This window comes from Escherichia coli (genome assembly GCF_036503815.1).
Classification (GTDB): Bacteria; Pseudomonadota; Gammaproteobacteria; order Enterobacterales; family Enterobacteriaceae; genus Escherichia; species Escherichia coli_F.
In genome coordinates this window covers 2,933,013-2,951,773 of sequence record NZ_AP027764.1, presented here as the reverse complement: position 1 = coordinate 2,951,773, position 18,761 = coordinate 2,933,013, and the positions used below count along the sequence as shown (strand labels likewise).

Below are 18,761 nucleotides of genomic sequence, written 5' to 3'. Positions count from 1 at the left end.
CCCTCGTCGCATCAGGTAACCTTGCTGATACCTGATGCGTTCCAGATTCTGTAAATTCTGTAGGTCGGATAAGGCGTTCACGCCGCATCCGACACTGGCAATGTGCCTGATGCGACGCCGCTCGCGTCTTATCAGGCCTACCAAACGCCCTCCATATACGTCTCACCCTCCTGAATTCGTTTAAATAATAAACAATAAGCTGTATTTTTTGATCTCATCCGGTAAATCAGCCTATCTTTTCAGCAACAAAACTTGATTAACATCAATTTTGGTATGACCAATGCACCATTCATGTTATTCTCAATAACGAAGAACATTTTCATTGCTGTAACCTGTTGTTAATTAAGAGCTATGTTAATAACCATTAGTTAACAATTGGTTAATAAATTTAAGGGGGTCACGTTGACTACGCCATTGAAAAAAATTGTGATTGTCGGCGGCGGTGCTGGTGGGCTGGAAATGGCGACACAGCTGGGACATAAGCTGGGACGCAAGAAAAAAGCCAAAATTACGCTGGTCGATCGTAACCACAGCCACTTGTGGAAACCGCTGCTGCACGAAGTGGCGACTGGCTCGCTTGATGAAGGCGTCGATGCGTTGAGCTATCTGGCCCATGCGCGCAATCATGGTTTCCAATTCCAGCTGGGTTCCGTCATTGATATTGATCGTGAAGCGAAAACAATCACTATTGCAGAACTGCGCGACGAGAAAGGTGAACTGCTGGTTCCGGAACGTAAAATCGCCTATGACACCCTGGTAATGGCGTTGGGCAGCACCTCTAACGATTTCAATACGCCAGGAGTCAAAGAGAACTGCATTTTCCTCGATAACCCGCATCAGGCGCGTCGTTTCCACCAGGAGATGCTGAATCTGTTCCTGAAATACTCCGCCAACCTGGGCGCGAATGGTAAAGTGAACATTGCGATTGTCGGCGGCGGCGCGACGGGTGTAGAACTCTCCGCAGAATTGCACAACGCGGTCAAGCAACTGCACAGCTACGGTTATAAAGGTCTGACCAACGAAGCCCTGAACGTAACGCTGGTAGAAGCGGGCGAACGTATTTTGCCTGCGTTGCCGCCACGTATTTCTGCTGCGGCCCACAATGAGTTAACGAAACTTGGCGTTCGCGTGCTGACGCAAACCATGGTCACCAGTGCTGATGAAGGCGGCCTGCACACTAAAGATGGCGAATATATTGAGGCTGATCTGATGGTGTGGGCAGCCGGGATCAAAGCGCCAGACTTCCTGAAAGATATCGGTGGTCTTGAAACCAACCGTATCAACCAGCTGGTGGTGGAACCGACGCTGCAAACCACTCGCGATCCAGACATATACGCTATTGGCGACTGCGCGTCATGCCCGCGTCCGGAAGGGGGCTTTGTTCCGCCGCGTGCGCAGGCCGCACACCAGATGGCAACCTGCGCAATGAACAACATTCTGGCGCAGATGAACGGTAAGCCGCTGAAAAATTATCAGTATAAAGATCACGGTTCTCTGGTATCGCTGTCGAACTTCTCCACCGTCGGTAGCCTGATGGGTAACCTGACGCGCGGCTCAATGATGATTGAAGGACGAATTGCGCGCTTTGTATACATCTCGCTATACAGAATGCATCAGATTGCGCTGCATGGTTACTTTAAAACCGGATTAATGATGCTGGTGGGGAGTATTAACCGCGTTATCCGTCCACGTTTGAAGTTGCATTAATCGGCTTGTACTGGCGGATGCGGCGTAAACGCCTTATCCGCCCTGGACAAATGGTACGAGCGGTAGGCCTGATATGACGCGTTAAGCGTCGCATCAGGCATTCCTTCAGACTCCTCCGAATCCCTAAGTATTTCCAGCCATTCCCGCGCTTTTCATCTTCTGTCTGATAGCTGCTTTTCTCCTTCACTTGCATGATTGGCATAACAGCAAAGAAGGAGGTGTTCCCGTGAATAAATCAATGTTGGCGGGTATGGGGATTGGTGTCGCAGCTGCGTTGGGTGTAGCGGCAGTGGCCAGTCTGAACGTGTTTGAACGTGGCCCGCAATACGCTCAGGTTGTTTCTGCAACCCCAATCAAGGAAACGGTTAAAACACCGCGTCAGGAGTGTCGCAACGTCACAGTGACCCATCGTCGACCGGTGCAGGATGAAAATCGCATTACCGGGTCGGTGCTCGGCGCTGTTGCTGGCGGCGTGATAGGGCATCAGTTTGGCGGTGGTCGCGGTAAAGATGTCGCCACTGTTGTGGGGGCGCTGGGAGGTGGCTATGCCGGTAACCAGATCCAGGGCTCTCTCCAGGAAAGCGATACTTACACGACTACGCAACAGCGTTGTAAAACGGTGTATGACAAGTCAGAAAAAATGCTCGGTTATGATGTGACCTATAAGATTGGCGATCAGCAGGGCAAAATCCGCATGGACCGCGATCCGGGTACGCAGATCCCGTTAGATGGCAACGGGCAACTGATTTTGAATAACAAAGTATAACAAGGCTGTATTCTGCAATTTAGCCCCCCATTCGCTCAGGCTGAGGGGCTTTTTTTTGCGCCTTATTTCACCAGTTCGGGCCACAAACGCAAAGTCGTTCGGGCAATCTGCATCAGTTTTTCCAGCGATGCACCTTCGCGTGCGCTGATCGACATCCCCTGAATAATACAATTAAGGAATTCAGCCAGATGCGTCACATCACAGTGGGTCGGGATTTCCCCGCGCGCTTGTCGTTGACATAAAAACTGCTGCAAAGTGCGCTCTTGCATCGCATGGCGTGATTTCAGCGTATTGGCGATATCTCCGGAATCCGGGGAGAGGGTGGTGCAGTTGTTGATCATAAAGCAGCCAGCCGGGGTGTCTTTGCTGGTAAAGCAGTTGGCGATGGCAGCAAAATAGTCAGCCAGCGCAGACTCCACGCTTTTCTCTTCACAAAACAGCTGTGCTTCATGCTTAGCGGCAAAACGATCGATATAGCGGTCGAGTACGGCGCGGAATAACCCCTCTTTGTTGGTAAATTCCGCGTATAGCGTGGGCGCTTTGGCTCCGGTCGCTTCGACGAGGTCCGCAAGAGAAGTCGCTTCATAACCGTGCTGCCAGAACAATTTCATGGCCTTATCAAGCGCGGCATCCCTGTCGAACACTTTTGGGCGGCCACGGCTTTTTTTTACACATTGTGTTGAGTCAGTTGCCATGATGCCGTTGTACCTGGTGACTGTGAATGAAAGGTTATTATAAAAATAATCACCTCCGTTCACCAGTCCACAAACCATAAAAATAATTGCTTTCTATTTAACTGAAATTTAAAGATTTTTAAATTAATTAATGATTGTTATAAAAAATATCTTGTATGTGATCCAGATCACATCTATCATTTAGTTATCGATCGTTAAGTAATTGCTTGCGACGTCATTCATCTGCATAAGGCCACTATTATGAAAAACGTAAAAACCCTCATCGCTGCGGCGATTTTAAGCTCAATGTCATTTGCCAGCTTTGCGGCTGTCGAAGTTCAGTCAACGCCAGAAGGCCAACAAAAAGTCGGTACTATCAGTGCTAACGCGGGGACAAATCTGGGATCGCTGGAAGAGCAGCTGGCGCAAAAAGCGGATGAGATGGGCGCAAAATCTTTCCGTATTACTTCTGTAACCGGTCCGAATACCCTCCATGGAACAGCAGTAATTTATAAATAAGCATTAACCCTCATTAATGCCTGCTACTGCTGATTTTTTTCCCCGCGACATGCCGTGTCGCGGGGATTTTTTTATCAGGATTTACAAAGTTTGTGGGCTCACTTGATGACGGCGGACATCCACCGGCATCCCGGAACGGACATCCATCACATGCTGCATCACTTCAGCGTCAGTTTGCGCTGCATCTTTAAATGATTGCATTGCGCTGTTCAGCGTAATTGGCAACAGTTGTGGATCGTCATCAATCTTCTCTGACAGCGGTTGATGTACTTCAACCAGACGCGCACCGTTTGGTTCGGCAGAGACTTTAATCGGGGTGTTGATGATATTCACTTTGGTACCTGGGGTGACCTGGCTAAAGAGTGTTTTGATATCGTCATCCCGCAGACGAATACAGCCAGAACTTACCCGCATGCCAATGCCGAAATCGGCGTTCGTACCGTGAAGCAAATAAACACCGCCATAGGCCGCCAGACGAATCGCATGATGGCCCATTGGGTTATCCGGTCCAGCCGGAACTACCGCAGGCAACTCAATTCCCTGTGCCTTATACCGCGCGCGAATGTTTGCCGTTGGCGTCCAGGTTGGGTTTGCACGCTTGTCAGAAACGGTGGTCACCATTGTCGGTGTCAGCGTGTCACCACCCAACTGACCAATGCCGATGGGATACACGGTTACCGAATTTTTACCCGGCGGGTAGTAATAGAGACGCAGTTCCGCAATATTGATCACAATGCCTTCGCGCGGCGCATCTGGAAGTAGGGTTTGCAACGGGATCGTTAACACGCTACCCGCGCGCGGCACGTAAGGATCAACGCCGGGGTTAGCCTGTAACAGAGCGAGAAAGCCGACATTATATTTTTTGGCGATGGCTTCCAGAGAACCACCGTCATTTTCCACCACATGAAATTTGTTTTCGCCAACCAGACGACTGCCCGCTGGCGGCAGCGGCCAGGTGTTGGCTTTTACCGGTAGCGCCAGCGCCACGGCAGCGGCGAACGTAAAAAACGTTAGCCAGCGAGAAAAACGCGTTTTGATCATCACCAAAAATCCATAATAAATATAAGGTTATTGTAATAAACAGATAAGCCTGAATTATGGATGGTGACAGTGTCGGATAGTGCAGGGAAGTGCAAATAATTTGTAAATGTTGGATATGGGGGCGCAGAAACGCCCCCGATTTACCATTAAGCGATCGCGTTCTCTTCCAGTTCACGCATAAACTGGCGAATCCATTCGATACGCGTTTTCCGCTCGCTCAAATCCTGAATAAACTTCAGGCGCGTCGGGCCATCAAGGCGGTAATGCTGTGGCTGTTTTTGCAGCAAACCAATCAACCAGGCCGGATTAACGTGATTCTTCTCGGCAAATTCGATCACCCCACCTTTCTCATTACCTTCCAGCTTCCTGATCCCCAGTTTCTGCGCTTGCTGGCGCAGACGGGCAATATCCAGCAGGGTACGCGCCGGATCCGGCAGCAGGCCGAAGCGATCGATAAGCTCGACTTTGATCTCTTCCAGTTCGTTTTCCGTTTTGGCGCTGGCAATACGTTTATAGAACGACAAACGCGTATTCACGTCAGGAATGAAATCATCTGGTAATAGCGACGGCATCCGCAGCTCGACTTCTGTTTGCTGGCTAGTGAGATCTTCCAGCGACGGCTCGCGTCCGGCTTTCAGCGCATCGACGGCGTTTTCCAGCAACTCCATATACAGCGAGAAACCGATAGTTTCCATTGAGCCGCTTTGTTCTTCGCCAAGCAGTTCACCCGCGCCGCGAATCTCCAGATCGTGCGTTGCCAGCGCAAAACCTGCACCGAGATCTTCCAGCGAGGCAATCGCTTCAAGACGTTTTTGCGCATCGGTAGTCATCGCTTTTGGATGCGGCGTCAGCAGCCATGCATATGCCTGATGATGCGAACGTCCGACTCGACCGCGCAACTGATGCAGCTGCGCCAGACCGAAGTGATCCGCCCGCTCGATGATAATGGTGTTGGCAGTCGGGATATCGATCCCGGTTTCGATAATGGTGGTACAAACCAGCACGTTGAAACGTTGATGATGGAAATCATTCATCACCCGTTCCAGTTCGCGCTCACGCATCTGCCCGTGGCCGATGGCGATCCGCGCCTCTGGCACCAGTTCTGCCAGTCGTTCGGCGGCTTTCTGGATGTTTTCCACATCATTGTAGAGATAATAAACCTGTCCCCCGCGCAAAATTTCACGCAGGATCGCCTCCCGGACCACCAGACTGTCATACTCACGGACAAAGGTTTTAACTGCCAGACGACGGGCAGGCGGCGTAGCGATAATCGACAGATCGCGCATTCCGCTCATTGCCATATTCAGCGTACGTGGGATCGGCGTTGCGGTAAGTGTCAGAATATCCACGTTCGCCCGCATCGCTTTAATGCGCTCTTTATGACGCACCCCGAAGCGGTGTTCTTCATCGACAATCAGCAGACCTAAATCTTTAAACTTGACGTCATTTTGCAGCAGTTTGTGCGTACCGATCAGAATATCGATTTTCCCTTCCGCCACTTCCGCAAGGATTTGCGTCTGCTCTTTGGCGCTGCGGAAACGGGAGATCATTTCGATGCGTACCGGCCAGTTGGCGAAACGGTCGCGGAAGTTGTCGTAATGCTGCTGCGCGAGAAGGGTGGTAGGCACCAGCACCGCCACCTGCTTGTGGTTATCTACCGCCAGGAAAGCGGCGCGCATCGCGACTTCAGTTTTACCAAAGCCAACATCGCCGCACACCAGACGATCCATTGCCAACGGCTGACACATGTCGCTAAGCACCGCATTAATGGCCTGCGCCTGATCCGGTGTGGTTTCAAACGGGAAGCTGTCGCAGAACAACTGATACTGCTCACGATCGTGTTTAAACGCGAAGCCCTCTTTGGCGGCGCGTTGTGCGTAGATATCCAGCAATTCCGCCGCCACATCACGCACTTTTTCCGCCGCTTTCTGCCGCGCGCGTGACCACGCATCGCCGCCAAGTTTATGCAGCGGGGCGTTTTCTTCCGCGCCACCAGCGTAACGGCTAATCAGATGCAGCGACGACACCGGAACATACAATTTGGCGTCGTTGGCATAGGTGAGCATCAAATACTCGCCGGTAATGCCGCCGGCTTCCAGCGTGGTCATTCCGGCATAGCGCCCGACGCCGTGCTCCAGATGGACCACCGGCTGACCAATATGCAGCTCCGCAAGGTTACGGATCAGTGTATCGGGGTTGATGGCGCGGCGAGAATCCTGACGACGACGGGCAACGCGTTCACCGAGCAGATCGCTTTCGCAAATCAGCGCCAGATTACGTACCGTATCGATAAAGCCATGTTCGGCAGCGCCAATCATCAGATAACGCCCGCGGTCGCTAGCTTCATCAAGACGCATAATGCGTTGCGGAGCAATTTTAATTCGCGCGAGCAATTCACCCAGCGCTTCACGGCGGCCTTCACTTTCCACCGAGAACACTACCGGACCGTCGAAAGACTCGAGGAACTTACGCAGTGCATCCAGCGGTGCTTTTTGTTGTGCCTGAACGGCCAGATCTGGCAGCTTCTGAAAACTTAAATTGGTATTCGCTGCTTTTGTCGGTAAATGTTCGGTTTTTAGCTGTACGCGCGGCCAGTTTTTCAGCTCTGAAAAGAACTCGTCTACCCGCAGCCAGAGCGATTGTGGTGGCAACAGTGGACGCATCGGATCGACGCCGCGATTTTCAAAACGCGCCAGCGTGTCAGCCTGGAAACGTTCGGCACTGTTTTCCAGATCGCCAGTATTCACCAACAGCGTATTGGCAGGGAAATAACTGAACAGTGGCGGCAGCGGTTCGCTGAAGAATAGCGGCTGCCAGTACTCGATCCCGGCAGGCAATGTGCCTTTACTCACTTGCTGATAAATATGTTCCGGATCGCGCTTCACTTCGAAAGTATCACGCCACTGACTGCGGAACAGTTCAATTGCCGCTTTATCTGTCGGAAATTCGTGCGCGGGCAGCAGATTGATCGCTTCTACTTCTTCCAGCGTACGCTGGCTGTCAACGTCAAATACGCGCAGGCTATCGATTTCATCATCAAAAAAATCAAGACGATAAGGCAAGTCGCTGCCCATCGGGAAAAGATCCAGCAACGCGCCGCGCGTGGCGTATTCGCCGTGTTCCATCACCTGATCAACATGGCGATAACCGGCGCTGTCCAGTTGCGTACGCAAGGCATCGCGAGATAACCGCTGACCTTTTTTCATCACCAGCGCATGACCGTGGAGAAAACTGTGCGGGCAAACACGCTGCATAAGGGTATTTACCGGAACAATCAGTACGCCACGCTGCATCGTCGGTAGCTGGTAAAGGGTGGAAAGGCGCGAAGAGATAATGTCCTGATGAGGCGAAAAACTGTCGTAAGGGAGGGTTTCCCAGTCCGCCAGATTCATCACCATCTGATCGGTAAACTGGCTGATTTCATCATGCAAACGCAGGGCATTTTGCATATCTGGTGCAATAAGTACCACCGGACCGGCGTGACGTTCGGCAATTTCCGCTACCAGCGTCGCGCAGGCAGCGCCAGTTAACTCGCCCAGCAGACGCTGCTCACCCGCTTTGACGGGCAGCGTATAACGATATTGTTCAGGCATAACGGTTGTCAGATTCTCGTTAGGATATGCCTCAACATATGGGGGCATATCTCTGATAAGCAATGCTGTTCATTATCCGTAATCGACATGGTTTAGCAAATTGAATCGCCCCGGCTGGGGCGATGGCTTAGCGGGAGTAACTGACGGCTGTGGGCAGAGAAGGCGGGGAGAACAACAGATCGCTGAATGCGCGCTGTGAAAGTTTTCTTACCAGCAAGCCCGCAACAGTACAAATCAACAAACTGACAAAGGGGTAAACCAGCAGGAGCGTCAGTTCGACTTGCGGCGACCAGCGTGCCGCGTTCATTTGCGGAATCAGGCTTAAGCTGAATATTTCTACCAGTATGCGATGGGTGGTATAGATAGCAATGGTGTTGGAGCCAATCACATTCAGCAGGCTGGAGGAGCGCATACCGAAGCGTTGCTCGTACTGATAAAACAGCTTCATGATCACCACAATCGATACCAGCGACAACAGCAGCGAGATATTAAACAACCAGGCACCGACCGCCAGAACGGCCAACAAAGAAGCCATCAGCAGATGGCGGCGCAACGGCACCGCTTTAACACAGGTCATTAATGTTGCGCCAAACCATGCGCCAAGACTGTAATAAGGCAAATTGCGGATCACGCTGTTCATTCCCCACCACGGCGTGGGAACGAAATTAACAGCGACACTCAGCAGCACAAATAAGGCGAATAGTGGCAGCGCCAGACGGCTAAAAAGTTTACATATCACGAAATAGACAATTAAAGCATACAGATACCACAAGCTGGTGCTGGCGGTGATCATTCCGTGCAGGAACTCACCGGTAGAATCGGCATAAGCGGCATTGGAGGCATTACTTAAATTGCGCTCAGGTGCCAGCCACTGATTGAGTGCACTTATCGCCAGCCACTGCACTACGCCCCACAGTGCCAGCACCCAGAAGATGCTCCAGATGCGTTTATCGAGACAATTTCCCCATGGCACGCTATCGATATAGCGGCGAATTAAATAGCCAGAAATAAAGAAAAAAACCGGCATACGAAAGGGGGCAAGGTAAAGATTGAAATAGATCCAGCATTTGCTCAGGACTTCCGATAACGGATGCTGAAAAGTGGTCAGATGCGGATAAAAGGTAATGACCGAGTGATAAATCACTACAAGACAAATACATAACCCTTTGATCTGGTTAATCCATAGCTCTTTTTGTTTCATCAGGACAACACGCTCTTTTTTAATTTACATGCGGTTGATCCTGCGGGTTATGACCCGAGGTGTAATGGGTATCTGTCTGTATTGGATGATTTTTCAGATTAAGATCAGGCGGCAAGATTGATGATAAAACATGGCAATTTAGCCGATTGATTTACGGGGACTTTTCAGATTAGCCCTGACGATCACTTACAGTTCAGACGTTTACCCATCTTGCTTTCGCTTATATACTCGTGTCTTTGCTACAGCAACCAGACGGATTTCATGTACCAACCTGTCGCTCTATTTATTGGCCTGCGTTACATGCGTGGGCGTGCAGCGGATCGCTTCGGTCGCTTCGTCTCCTGGCTTTCTACCATCGGCATTACCCTCGGGGTGATGGCGCTGGTCACAGTATTGTCAGTGATGAACGGCTTTGAGCGCGAGCTGCAAAACAACATCCTTGGCCTGATGCCACAGGCAATTCTCTCTTCTGAGCATGGCTCTCTTAACCCGCAGCAACTCCCGGAAACGGCAGTCAAACTGGACGGCGTTAATCGCATCGCACCTGTCACTACCGGTGATGTGGTACTGCAAAGTGCACGCAGCGTGGCGGTCGGGGTGATGCTGGGTATCGACCCGGCACAAAAAGATCCACTAACGCCGTATCTTGTCAATGTGAAACAAGCTGATCTCGAACCGGGGAAATATAATGTCATTCTCGGCGAACAGCTTGCCTCACAGTTAGGTGTCAATCGCGGTGATCAAATCCGCGTGATGGTGCCGTCTGCCAGCCAGTTCACGCCGATGGGGCGTATTCCAAGCCAGCGCCTGTTCAATGTGATTGGCACTTTCGCCGCCAACAGTGAAGTCGATGGCTATGAAATGCTGGTGAATATTGAGGATGCCTCGCGTCTGATGCGTTATCCGGCAGGCAATATCACTGGCTGGCGTTTGTGGCTGGATGAGCCGCTGAAAGTTGATTCTTTAAGCCAGCAAAAACTGCCTGAAGGCAGCAAATGGCAGGACTGGCGTGACCGTAAAGGCGAGCTGTTCCAGGCCGTACGCATGGAAAAAAATATGATGGGCTTGCTGCTGAGCCTGATTGTTGCCGTAGCGGCGTTTAACATTATTACCTCGCTAGGGCTGATGGTGATGGAGAAGCAGGGCGAAGTAGCGATCCTGCAAACGCAAGGCTTAACTCCGCGACAAATCATGATGGTCTTTATGGTGCAAGGGGCAAGCGCCGGGATTATCGGTGCGATCCTCGGAGCGGCGCTTGGCGCACTGCTTGCCAGCCAGTTGAATAATCTGATGCCGATAATCGGCGTCCTGCTTGATGGTGCGGCACTGCCAGTCGCTATCGAACCTTTACAGGTCATTGTTATTGCGCTGGTGGCGATGGCTATCGCGCTGCTGTCTACGCTTTACCCTTCATGGCGCGCTGCCGCCACTCAACCCGCTGAGGCTTTACGTTATGAATAAGATCCTGTTGCAATGCGACAACCTGTGCAAACGCTATCAGGAAGGCAGTGTGCAAACCGATGTACTGCACAATGTCAGTTTCAGCGTCGGCGAAGGTGAAATGATGGCGATCGTCGGTAGCTCTGGTTCTGGTAAAAGTACCCTGCTGCACCTGCTGGGCGGGCTGGATACGCCAACCTCCGGCGATGTGATCTTTAACGGTCAACCGATGAGCAAACTGTCTTCGGCGGCGAAAGCAGAGCTGCGCAACCAGAAGCTGGGCTTTATTTATCAGTTTCACCACCTGCTGCCGGATTTTACCGCCCTGGAAAACGTGGCTATGCCACTGCTGATTGGCAAGAAAAAGCCCGCTGAAATCAACAGCCGTGCGCTGGAGATGTTAAAAGCGGTGGGGCTGGAGCATCGTGCGAATCACCGTCCATCTGAACTTTCTGGCGGTGAGCGCCAGCGTGTGGCGATTGCCCGTGCGCTGGTCAATAACCCGCGGCTGGTACTGGCGGATGAACCTACAGGTAACCTCGATGCACGTAACGCCGACAGCATCTTCCAGTTGCTTGGGGAGTTGAATCGTTTGCAGGGTACCGCCTTCCTGGTGGTTACTCACGACCTGCAACTGGCGAAACGTATGAGCCGCCAACTGGAAATGCGTGATGGACGTCTGACGGCGGAACTGAGCCTGATGGGGGCGGAGTAATGGCGATGCCTTTATCGTTATTGATTGGCCTGCGTTTTAGTCGCGGACGGCGGCGCGGCGGCATGGTATCGCTGATCTCCGTCATTTCTACCATTGGCATTGCCCTCGGCGTGGCGGTATTGATCGTCGGCTTAAGCGCGATGAACGGCTTTGAACGCGAACTGAACAACCGCATTCTGGCGGTGGTGCCGCATGGCGAAATTGAGGCGGTGGATCAGCCGTGGACTAACTGGCAAGAAGCCCTGGATAACGTGCAAAAAGTGCCGGGTATTGCCGCTGCCGCGCCGTATATCAATTTCACCGGGCTGGTGGAAAGTGGTGCCAATCTGCGCGCAATTCAGGTCAAGGGCGTTAACCCGCAACAGGAACAGCGTTTGAGCGCATTACCCTCGTTTGTCCAGGACGATGCGTGGAGCAATTTTAAAGCAGGTGAACAGCAAATTATCATCGGCAAAGGCGTGGCGGATGCGCTGAAAGTGAAGCAGGGCGATTGGGTGTCGATTATGATCCCAAATTCGAATCCCGAGCATAAACTGATGCAGCCAAAACGTGTGCGTTTGCACGTTGCCGGTATTTTGCAGTTGAGTGGCCAACTCGATCACAGTTTTGCCATGATCCCGCTGGCAGATGCCCAACAATATCTTGATATGGGTTCCAGCGTGTCAGGTATTGCCCTTAAAATGACGGATGTTTTCAACGCCAATAAGCTGGTACGCGATGCGGGTGAAGTGACCAACAGCTATGTTTATATTAAAAGCTGGATTGGTACTTACGGCTATATGTATCGCGATATCCAGATGATCCGCGCCATTATGTATCTGGCGATGGTACTGGTGATTGGCGTGGCCTGTTTCAACATCGTCTCCACCTTAGTGATGGCGGTGAAAGACAAGAGTGGCGATATCGCAGTATTAAGAACGCTGGGGGCGAAAGATGGTTTAATTCGCGCCATCTTTGTCTGGTATGGATTGCTGGCAGGGCTGTTCGGCAGCCTGTGTGGGGTGATTATCGGCGTGGTGGTTTCACTGCAACTTACCCCGATTATTGAGTGGATTGAAAAGCTGATCGGTCATCAGTTCCTCTCCAGCGATATCTATTTTATTGACTTCCTGCCATCGGAATTGCACTGGCTGGACGTCTTCTACGTACTGGTCACAGCATTGTTGCTGAGTCTTTTGGCAAGTTGGTATCCGGCGCGGCGCGCCAGTAATATTGACCCTGCGCGAGTCCTTAGCGGCCAGTAAAGGCAGTACATTAAAACAAGGAGCGGCAATGTATTACGGGTTTGATATTGGTGGAACAAAAATTGCGCTTGGCGTGTTTGATAGCGGTCGGCAGTTGCAGTGGGAAAAGCGGTTGCCGACACCGCGTGACAGCTATGACGCATTTTTAGATGCAGTGTGCGAGCTGGTGGCTGAAGCCGATAAGCGTTTTGGCTGTAAAGGTTCTGTCGGCATCGGTATTCCGGGAATGCCGGAAACAGAAGATGGTACGCTGTATGCCGCCAATGTCCCCGCTGCCAGCGGTAAATCGCTGCGTGCAGATCTGAGCGCACGTCTTGATCGCGATGTCCGCCTTGATAACGATGCCAACTGTTTTGCCCTTTCAGAAGCCTGGGATGATGAATTTACTCAATATCCACTGGTGATGGGGTTGATTCTCGGCACCGGCGTTGGCGGCGGGTTGATTTTCAACGGTAAACCAATTACCGGTAAAAGCTATATTACCGGCGAGTTTGGCCATATGCGTCTGCCGGTTGATGCGTTAACCATGATGGGGCTGGATTTCCCGTTACGCCGCTGCGGCTGTGGTCAGCATGGCTGCATTGAAAATTATCTGTCTGGTCGCGGTTTTGCGTGGCTGTATCAACACTATTATCATCAACCGTTGCAGGCTCCCGAAATTATTGCGCTTTATGATCAAGGCGATGAGCAGGCAAGGGCGCACGTTGAGCGTTATCTGGATTTATTAGCGGTTTGTCTGGGAAATATCCTGACCATTGTTGACCCTGACCTGGTCGTCATTGGTGGTGGCTTATCGAATTTCCCGGCAATCACAACGCAACTGGCGGACAGGCTGCCTCGTCATCTCTTACCTGTCGCTCGTGTTCCGCGCATTGAACGCGCGCGCCACGGTGATGCGGGAGGAATGCGTGGTGCGGCTTTCCTACATCTAACCGATTAAACAACAGAGGTTGCTATGCTGTCGCGTCGGGGTCATCGGTTAAGTCGTTTTCGTAAAAATAAACGCCGCCTGCGCGAGCGTTTGCGTCAGCGTATTTTTTTCAGAGATAAAGTGGTGCCGGAAGCAATGGAAAAACCAAGAGTACTCGTACTGACAGGGGCAGGGATTTCTGCGGAATCAGGTATTCGTACCTTTCGCGCCGCAGATGGCCTGTGGGAAGAACATCGGGTTGAAGATGTGGCAACGCCGGAAGGTTTCGATCGCGATCCTGAACTGGTGCAAGCGTTTTATAACGCCCGTCGTCGACAGCTACAGCAGCCAGAAATTCAGCCTAACGCCGCGCATCTTGCGCTAGCTAAACTGCAAGACGCTCTCGGCGATCGCTTTTTGCTGGTGACGCAGAATATCGACAACCTGCATGAACGCGCAGGTAATACCAATGTTATTCATATGCATGGGGAACTGCTGAAAGTTCGCTGTTCGCAAAGTGGTCAGGTTCTCGACTGGACCGGAGACGTTACGCCAGAAGATAAATGCCATTGTTGCCAGTTCCCGGCACCCTTGCGCCCGCACGTAGTGTGGTTTGGCGAAATGCCACTCGGCATGGATGAAATTTATATGGCGTTGTCAATGGCCGATATTTTCATTGCCATTGGTACATCAGGGCATGTTTATCCGGCGGCTGGGTTTGTTCACGAAGCGAAACTGCATGGCGCGCACACCGTGGAACTGAATCTTGAACCGAGTCAGGTTGGTAATGAATTTGCCGAGAAATATTACGGCCCGGCAAGCCAGGTGGTGCCAGAATTTGTTGAAAAGTTGCTGAAGGGATTATAAATCAGGAGTAATTGCCTGATGCGCTACGCTTATCAGGCCTACGAGCGGACCACAATACCGACGAAAGAGCGGGATAAAACTTTACTGTCCTGACTCCTTAGCCACATCCTTGCTAAATAAAAAACGGGCGGTAATACCACCGCCCGTTTGCTGAATTAACGTCCTGCTTTCAGCTTCTGATAATACTCTTCATAAATGCTGCTGGCTGCGCCAACGTCATTCTGCCATTCGCCATTTTTAATGGTTTCAGCATCCGGGTAGAGCGTCTTGTCGTTCGCTATTTCCGGGCTTAACAGCTTACGCGCGGCGAGGTTTGGCGTTGGATAACCGATAGTTTCAGCAACCTGTTTTGCCACATCCGGGCGCAGCAGGAAGTTGATCAATTTCAGCGCGCCTTCTTTGTTTTTGGCATTTGCCGGGATCGCCAGGCTGTCCATCCAGAAAATGCCGCCTTCTTTCGGCCACACCACGTCAATTGGCGTACCCGCCTGGCGTGCAACGAAAGCAGAACCGTTCCAGATCATGCCGAGGTTAACTTCGCCTTCCATATACGGGTTCGCCGGGTTATCGGAGTTAAACGCCGCGACGTTTGGCATCAGTTTTTTCAGCTCGTTGTATGCAGCTTCAATCTCTTTCGGATCGGTGGTGTTACCGGAGTAGCCCAGCTTACGCAGCGCCATCTGGAACACTTCACGGGCATCGTCGGTCAGCAGCAGGCTGCCTTTGTACTCAGGTTTCCACAGATCGGCCCAGCTGGTGACAGATTTCGGATCTACCGCATCACCGTTAACGCCAATCGCCGTCGCACCCCAGATATACGGAATGGAATAGTCGTTATTCGGGTCAAACGGCTTGTTGAGCATGTCTGGATCGAGGTTGCTGAAATTGCTTAACTTCGACTTGTCGATCTTCTGGATCATCCCTTCTTTACGCATTTTATCGACGTAATAGGTTGAAGGAACCACCAGGTCATAGGCACCGTCTTTGTACGTTTTCAGCTTCGCGTACATGGTTTCGTTCGACTCGTAAGTCGAATAGATAACCTTAATACCGGTTTCTTTGGTGAACTGTTCAAGCAGTCCTGGCGGCACGTACTCGGTCCAGTTGTAGAAATACAGCGTGTTGTTGTCATCGGCGTGAGCGGCGCTCATGCCCAGTGCCAGAGCACCCGCCGCGAGCAGGTGGCGTGACCATTTTTTCATTTAACGTCCCCTGTGTTACCTTTCGTTTTATCACGAGCAATAAGCTGGCTGGCAATGACCATCACCAGCGACAGCACCAGTAATATGGTTGCCAGCGCGTTAACTTCCGGCGATACGCCGACTTTGACCATCGAATAAATTTTTAACGGCAGAATTTCATAACTCGGCCCGGTGACAAACGAAGAAACCACCACGTCGTCCATCGACAGGGTAAAGCTTAACACCCAGCCCGCCGCTACCGCTGGCATTGCCAGTGGCAGAATGATTTTTCGCAGAATGGTAAATTCGCTGGCACCGAGATCTTTCGCCGCTTCCAGCATTCGCACGTCAAAACCTTTCAGGCGCGAATACACTGTCACCACCACAAACGGCAGGCAGAAGGTGATATGCGAGAACAGCAGCGACCAGAAGCCAAGCTGAATACCCAGCAGCATAAACAGCACCAGCAGCGAAATCGCCATTACGATATCTGGTGACATCATCACCACAAATAGCATTCCGCTAACGAACGGCTTACCACGAAAGCGATAACGGTACAACGCAACTGCCGTCAGTGAACCGATAAGCGTAGCAAACGTCGCCGAAAACACCGCCATCGTCAGTGAATGCTGAGCTGCCTGCAACAGACTGTCGTTGTTCATCAGCAGGCTATACCATTTGGTGGTAAAACCCTGCCAGTTGATGCCAAAGCGCGAGCTGTTGAAAGAGTTCACAATCAAAATAATGATTGGGATATACAGGTACGCGTAGATAGCGGTCATAAAACCGCCGCGAAGCAGTCGACCGATCATTCGAGTTCCACCTTCTTATTCAGCAGACGAGAAGCGCGCCAGTAAACCAGCAACATCAGGCCCATTACGATAGTCAGCGTAATGCTGGTGGCTGCACCAAACGGCCAGTCACGAATATTGAGGAACTGTACCTTGATGACGTTACCGATCAGCAGGTTTTTCGCACCGCCCATCAGGTCGGACACATAGAACAGGCCCATCGCTGGCAGCATTACCAGCAGACATCCGGCAATAATTCCCGGCATCGTCAGTGGGATAATGATGCGGATAAAGGTCTGCAACTTGCTGGCACCGAGATCGCGCGCCGCCTCAAGCAACGGCTTATCCAGTTTTTCGATACTGGAGTACAGCGGCATCACCATAAACGGCAGCAGAATGTAAACCAGACCGATAATCACCGCACTAGGCGTGAACATGATGCGAATTGGTGTATCGATAACGCCCAGCCAGAGCAAAAACTCGTTGAGATAGCCTTTGGTGCTGAGGAAAATTTTCAGCCCGTAGATACGAATCAATGAGTTGGTCCAGAAGGGAACAATCAGCAGAAACAGCAGCAGCGGACGCACCTTGTGTGGCAGCTTTGCCAGAAACCAGGCAAACGGGTAGCCCAGCACCAGGCAGGCGAGGGTGGCGATCAGCGCCATATTCAACGAGTGCAATAGCACTTCAAAATAGAGCGGATCGAGCAGTCGCGTGTAGTTATCCAGCGTAAAGACCATTTTGACGAAACTGGCGTCGTCGCGGGTCAAAAAGCTGGTGCCAATGATCATCAGGTTGGGCAGAAAGACAAACAACACAAGCCAACCGACAATAGTGACAATCACTACATTCTGGAACTTACTTGTGTTCTTCATCAGCCAGTACGACCTCCCAGCTTTCTACCCAATTAATGGCCATTTTTTGGTCGAGAGAGTGGTCAAAGTCAGGATCGTCTTCATTGAAGAATTCGCTGACCATCACCATCTTGCCATTTTCCAGTTCAACAACCGACTCCAGCGTCATGCCTTTGTAGTTACGCTCGCGAACGTAACCAATCAGCCCTTCTGCGTGGTTGTCGTCGTTAATCTCTTCAACACGTAAGTCTTCCGGGCGCAGCAGAACATGCAGTTTTTGCCCCGGTTCAACGCCGAAGTTAACGTAGATATTACACTCGCGGCCTTCAACGTTGGCGCGTACGCGCTGCTCGTCGAGACGTTCGATGACCGTGGCATTAAACATATTGATTTCACCGATAAACCCAGCAACAAACAGGTTTTTCGGCTCTTCGTAGATTTCACGCGGCGTGCCGTCTTGCTCAATGCGACCATCGCGCATCACCACAATCCTGTCCGACATGGTGAGTGCTTCTTCCTGGTCGTGAGTCACGAAGACGAATGTAATGCCAAGCTTACGCTGTAGCGCTTTCAGCTCGTTCTGCATCTGTTTGCGCAGTTTGTAATCCAGCGCTGAGAGCGACTCATCCAGCAACAACAGACGAGGCTTGTTAACCACCGCGCGAGCAATGGCGACGCGTTGCTGTTGACCACCAGAAAGCTGATGCGGTTTACGTTGAGCGAAGGTTTCCAGCTGCACCATCCGCAGGGCTTCCATCACGCGGGGCGTAATTTCAGCAGCGGGGGTTTTTTGCATGCGCAACCCAAAGGCCACATTTTCGAACACGGTCATGTGGGGGAAAAGTGCGTAGCTTTGGAAAACAGTGTTCACATAGCGGTTTTCCGCCGGAACGTGGGTGATGTCCTCGTTATCCAGCATGATGCGTCCGGAATCAACAGTTTCCAGACCTGCAATCAGGCGAAGAACGGTTGTTTTACCGCAGCCAGAAGGGCCAAGCAGCGTGAGGAACTCGCCATTGTTGATAGTCAGATCCAGCTGGGGAATGACCTCTTTACCATCAAAGCATTTGCGAATTCCCGCCAATTGCACCAGCGGTGAAAGCGAACTCGGTTGTTTATTCAATTTTTTACTCTGTCCCATGTAAACGCAACGGATGGCTTACCGATGCGGGGTTTGTGGTTAACCACCTTGGTGACTCTTAATGAGGGCGGTAATTCTACGGCAAACCGCTTGAATCGCCAATCTTTGTTGTGAATT

16 protein-coding genes are annotated in these 18,761 nt (G+C 51.5%); 8 read left to right on the top strand and 8 right to left on the bottom strand.

Annotated features, from left to right (window positions below; genetic code table 11):
* Window positions 1-402: 402 nt before the first annotated feature.
* Together ndh and ycfJ are read left to right on the top strand one after the other, a co-directional pair.
* A complete protein-coding gene (gene ndh, locus AABJ99_RS14155) occupies window positions 403-1,707 on the top strand; it encodes an NADH-quinone dehydrogenase (protein ID WP_000211045.1) in 1,305 nt (434 codons plus the stop codon).
* A gap of 226 nt (window positions 1,708-1,933) precedes the next feature.
* Entirely contained in the window at window positions 1,934-2,473 is a 540-nt protein-coding gene (gene ycfJ, locus AABJ99_RS14150; protein ID WP_001043462.1) for a glycine zipper 2TM domain-containing protein, read from the top strand.
* A gap of 62 nt (window positions 2,474-2,535) precedes the next feature.
* On the opposite strand, the gene comR is transcribed toward ycfJ, so the two are convergent.
* Window positions 2,536-3,168: a TetR family copper-responsive transcriptional repressor ComR gene (gene comR / locus AABJ99_RS14145; protein ID WP_001356845.1), complete on the bottom strand. Its 633-nt coding sequence runs from the start codon at window positions 3,166-3,168 to the stop codon at window positions 2,536-2,538.
* A 240-nt stretch (window positions 3,169-3,408) separates the two neighbouring features.
* On the opposite strand from comR, the gene bhsA reads away from it, so the two are divergent.
* Window positions 3,409-3,666, top strand: a complete 258-nt coding sequence (gene bhsA, locus AABJ99_RS14140; protein WP_000800153.1) for a multiple stress resistance protein BhsA — start codon at window positions 3,409-3,411, stop codon at window positions 3,664-3,666.
* Between the two features lie 81 nt (window positions 3,667-3,747).
* On the opposite strand, the gene ldtC is transcribed toward bhsA, so the two are convergent.
* The 3 genes from ldtC to ycfT all read right to left on the bottom strand — a co-directional run bounded on the left by ldtC (window position 3,748) and on the right by ycfT (window position 9,501).
* Window positions 3,748-4,710, bottom strand: coding sequence for a L,D-transpeptidase LdtC (gene ldtC / locus AABJ99_RS14135; RefSeq protein WP_010360119.1), 963 nt, complete (start codon window positions 4,708-4,710; stop codon window positions 3,748-3,750).
* A 143-nt stretch (window positions 4,711-4,853) separates the two neighbouring features.
* Window positions 4,854-8,300, bottom strand: coding sequence for a transcription-repair coupling factor (mfd, locus tag AABJ99_RS14130; protein WP_039021979.1), 3,447 nt, complete (start codon window positions 8,298-8,300; stop codon window positions 4,854-4,856).
* 127 nt (window positions 8,301-8,427) lie between these two features.
* The gene (gene ycfT / locus AABJ99_RS14125; protein WP_039021978.1) at window positions 8,428-9,501 is read right to left on the bottom strand and encodes an acyltransferase family protein; all 1,074 of its coding nucleotides are present in this window, start codon (window positions 9,499-9,501) and stop codon (window positions 8,428-8,430) included.
* 261 nt (window positions 9,502-9,762) lie between these two features.
* Here ycfT and lolC point away from each other — a divergent pair, with 261 nt between their 5' ends.
* The 5 genes from lolC to cobB are packed head-to-tail and all read left to right on the top strand — an operon-like array spanning window position 9,763 to window position 14,677.
* Window positions 9,763-10,962 (top strand): lipoprotein-releasing ABC transporter permease subunit LolC, encoded by a 1,200-nt coding sequence (gene lolC, locus AABJ99_RS14120; protein WP_000284704.1) that lies wholly within the window; start codon window positions 9,763-9,765, stop codon window positions 10,960-10,962.
* A complete protein-coding gene (gene lolD / locus AABJ99_RS14115; RefSeq protein ID WP_001033695.1) occupies window positions 10,955-11,656 on the top strand; it encodes a lipoprotein-releasing ABC transporter ATP-binding protein LolD in 702 nt (233 codons plus the stop codon). The genes lolC and lolD overlap by 8 nt, the downstream gene beginning before the upstream one ends.
* Window positions 11,656-12,900, top strand: coding sequence for a lipoprotein-releasing ABC transporter permease subunit LolE (gene lolE, locus AABJ99_RS14110; RefSeq protein WP_001251354.1), 1,245 nt, complete (start codon window positions 11,656-11,658; stop codon window positions 12,898-12,900). The genes lolD and lolE overlap by 1 nt, the downstream gene beginning before the upstream one ends.
* Before the next feature lie 28 nt (window positions 12,901-12,928).
* Window positions 12,929-13,840: an N-acetylglucosamine kinase gene (nagK, locus tag AABJ99_RS14105; RefSeq protein WP_160524196.1), complete on the top strand. Its 912-nt coding sequence runs from the start codon at window positions 12,929-12,931 to the stop codon at window positions 13,838-13,840.
* Window positions 13,841-13,855: 15 nt separating this feature from the next.
* Window positions 13,856-14,677 carry a Sir2 family NAD+-dependent deacetylase gene (cobB, locus tag AABJ99_RS14100; RefSeq protein WP_000952736.1) on the top strand — a complete coding sequence of 274 codons (822 nt, stop codon included), beginning with the start codon at window positions 13,856-13,858 and terminating at the stop codon, window positions 14,675-14,677.
* 155 nt (window positions 14,678-14,832) lie between these two features.
* On the opposite strand, the gene potD is transcribed toward cobB, so the two are convergent.
* From potD to potA, 4 genes are read right to left on the bottom strand one after another with little or no spacing between them, the layout of a single operon-like run.
* Window positions 14,833-15,879 (bottom strand): spermidine/putrescine ABC transporter substrate-binding protein PotD, encoded by a 1,047-nt coding sequence (gene potD, locus AABJ99_RS14095; RefSeq protein ID WP_000759307.1) that lies wholly within the window; start codon window positions 15,877-15,879, stop codon window positions 14,833-14,835.
* Window positions 15,876-16,670, bottom strand: coding sequence for a spermidine/putrescine ABC transporter permease PotC (potC, locus tag AABJ99_RS14090; RefSeq protein ID WP_000580316.1), 795 nt, complete (start codon window positions 16,668-16,670; stop codon window positions 15,876-15,878). Before potC ends, potD begins: the two co-directional genes overlap by 4 nt.
* Entirely contained in the window at window positions 16,667-17,524 is an 858-nt protein-coding gene (gene potB, locus AABJ99_RS14085; RefSeq protein WP_000799401.1) for a spermidine/putrescine ABC transporter permease PotB, read from the bottom strand. The genes potC and potB overlap by 4 nt, the downstream gene beginning before the upstream one ends.
* Window positions 17,508-18,644 (bottom strand): spermidine/putrescine ABC transporter ATP-binding protein PotA, encoded by a 1,137-nt coding sequence (gene potA, locus AABJ99_RS14080; RefSeq protein ID WP_000531596.1) that lies wholly within the window; start codon window positions 18,642-18,644, stop codon window positions 17,508-17,510. The genes potB and potA overlap by 17 nt, the downstream gene beginning before the upstream one ends.
* Between the last annotated feature and the right edge of the window lie 117 nt (window positions 18,645-18,761).

What these genes read in the sequence shown, in the direction of transcription:
- bhsA (WP_000800153.1), top strand. Translation starts at nt 3,409, where the DNA reads ATGAAAAACGTAAAAACCCTCATCGCTGCGGCGATTTTAAGCTCAATG.
- potA (WP_000531596.1), bottom strand. Translation starts at nt 18,644, where the DNA reads ATGGGACAGAGTAAAAAATTGAATAAACAACCGAGTTCGCTTTCACCG.
- nagK (WP_160524196.1), top strand. Translation starts at nt 12,929, where the DNA reads ATGTATTACGGGTTTGATATTGGTGGAACAAAAATTGCGCTTGGCGTG.
- cobB (WP_000952736.1), top strand. Translation starts at nt 13,856, where the DNA reads ATGCTGTCGCGTCGGGGTCATCGGTTAAGTCGTTTTCGTAAAAATAAA.
- potC (WP_000580316.1), bottom strand. Translation starts at nt 16,670, where the DNA reads ATGATCGGTCGACTGCTTCGCGGCGGTTTTATGACCGCTATCTACGCG.
- potB (WP_000799401.1), bottom strand. Translation starts at nt 17,524, where the DNA reads ATGAAGAACACAAGTAAGTTCCAGAATGTAGTGATTGTCACTATTGTC.
- lolD (WP_001033695.1), top strand. Translation starts at nt 10,955, where the DNA reads ATGAATAAGATCCTGTTGCAATGCGACAACCTGTGCAAACGCTATCAG.
- mfd (WP_039021979.1), bottom strand. Translation starts at nt 8,300, where the DNA reads ATGCCTGAACAATATCGTTATACGCTGCCCGTCAAAGCGGGTGAGCAG.
- lolE (WP_001251354.1), top strand. Translation starts at nt 11,656, where the DNA reads ATGGCGATGCCTTTATCGTTATTGATTGGCCTGCGTTTTAGTCGCGGA.
- ycfT (WP_039021978.1), bottom strand. Translation starts at nt 9,501, where the DNA reads ATGAAACAAAAAGAGCTATGGATTAACCAGATCAAAGGGTTATGTATT.
- comR (WP_001356845.1), bottom strand. Translation starts at nt 3,168, where the DNA reads ATGGCAACTGACTCAACACAATGTGTAAAAAAAAGCCGTGGCCGCCCA.
- lolC (WP_000284704.1), top strand. Translation starts at nt 9,763, where the DNA reads ATGTACCAACCTGTCGCTCTATTTATTGGCCTGCGTTACATGCGTGGG.
- potD (WP_000759307.1), bottom strand. Translation starts at nt 15,879, where the DNA reads ATGAAAAAATGGTCACGCCACCTGCTCGCGGCGGGTGCTCTGGCACTG.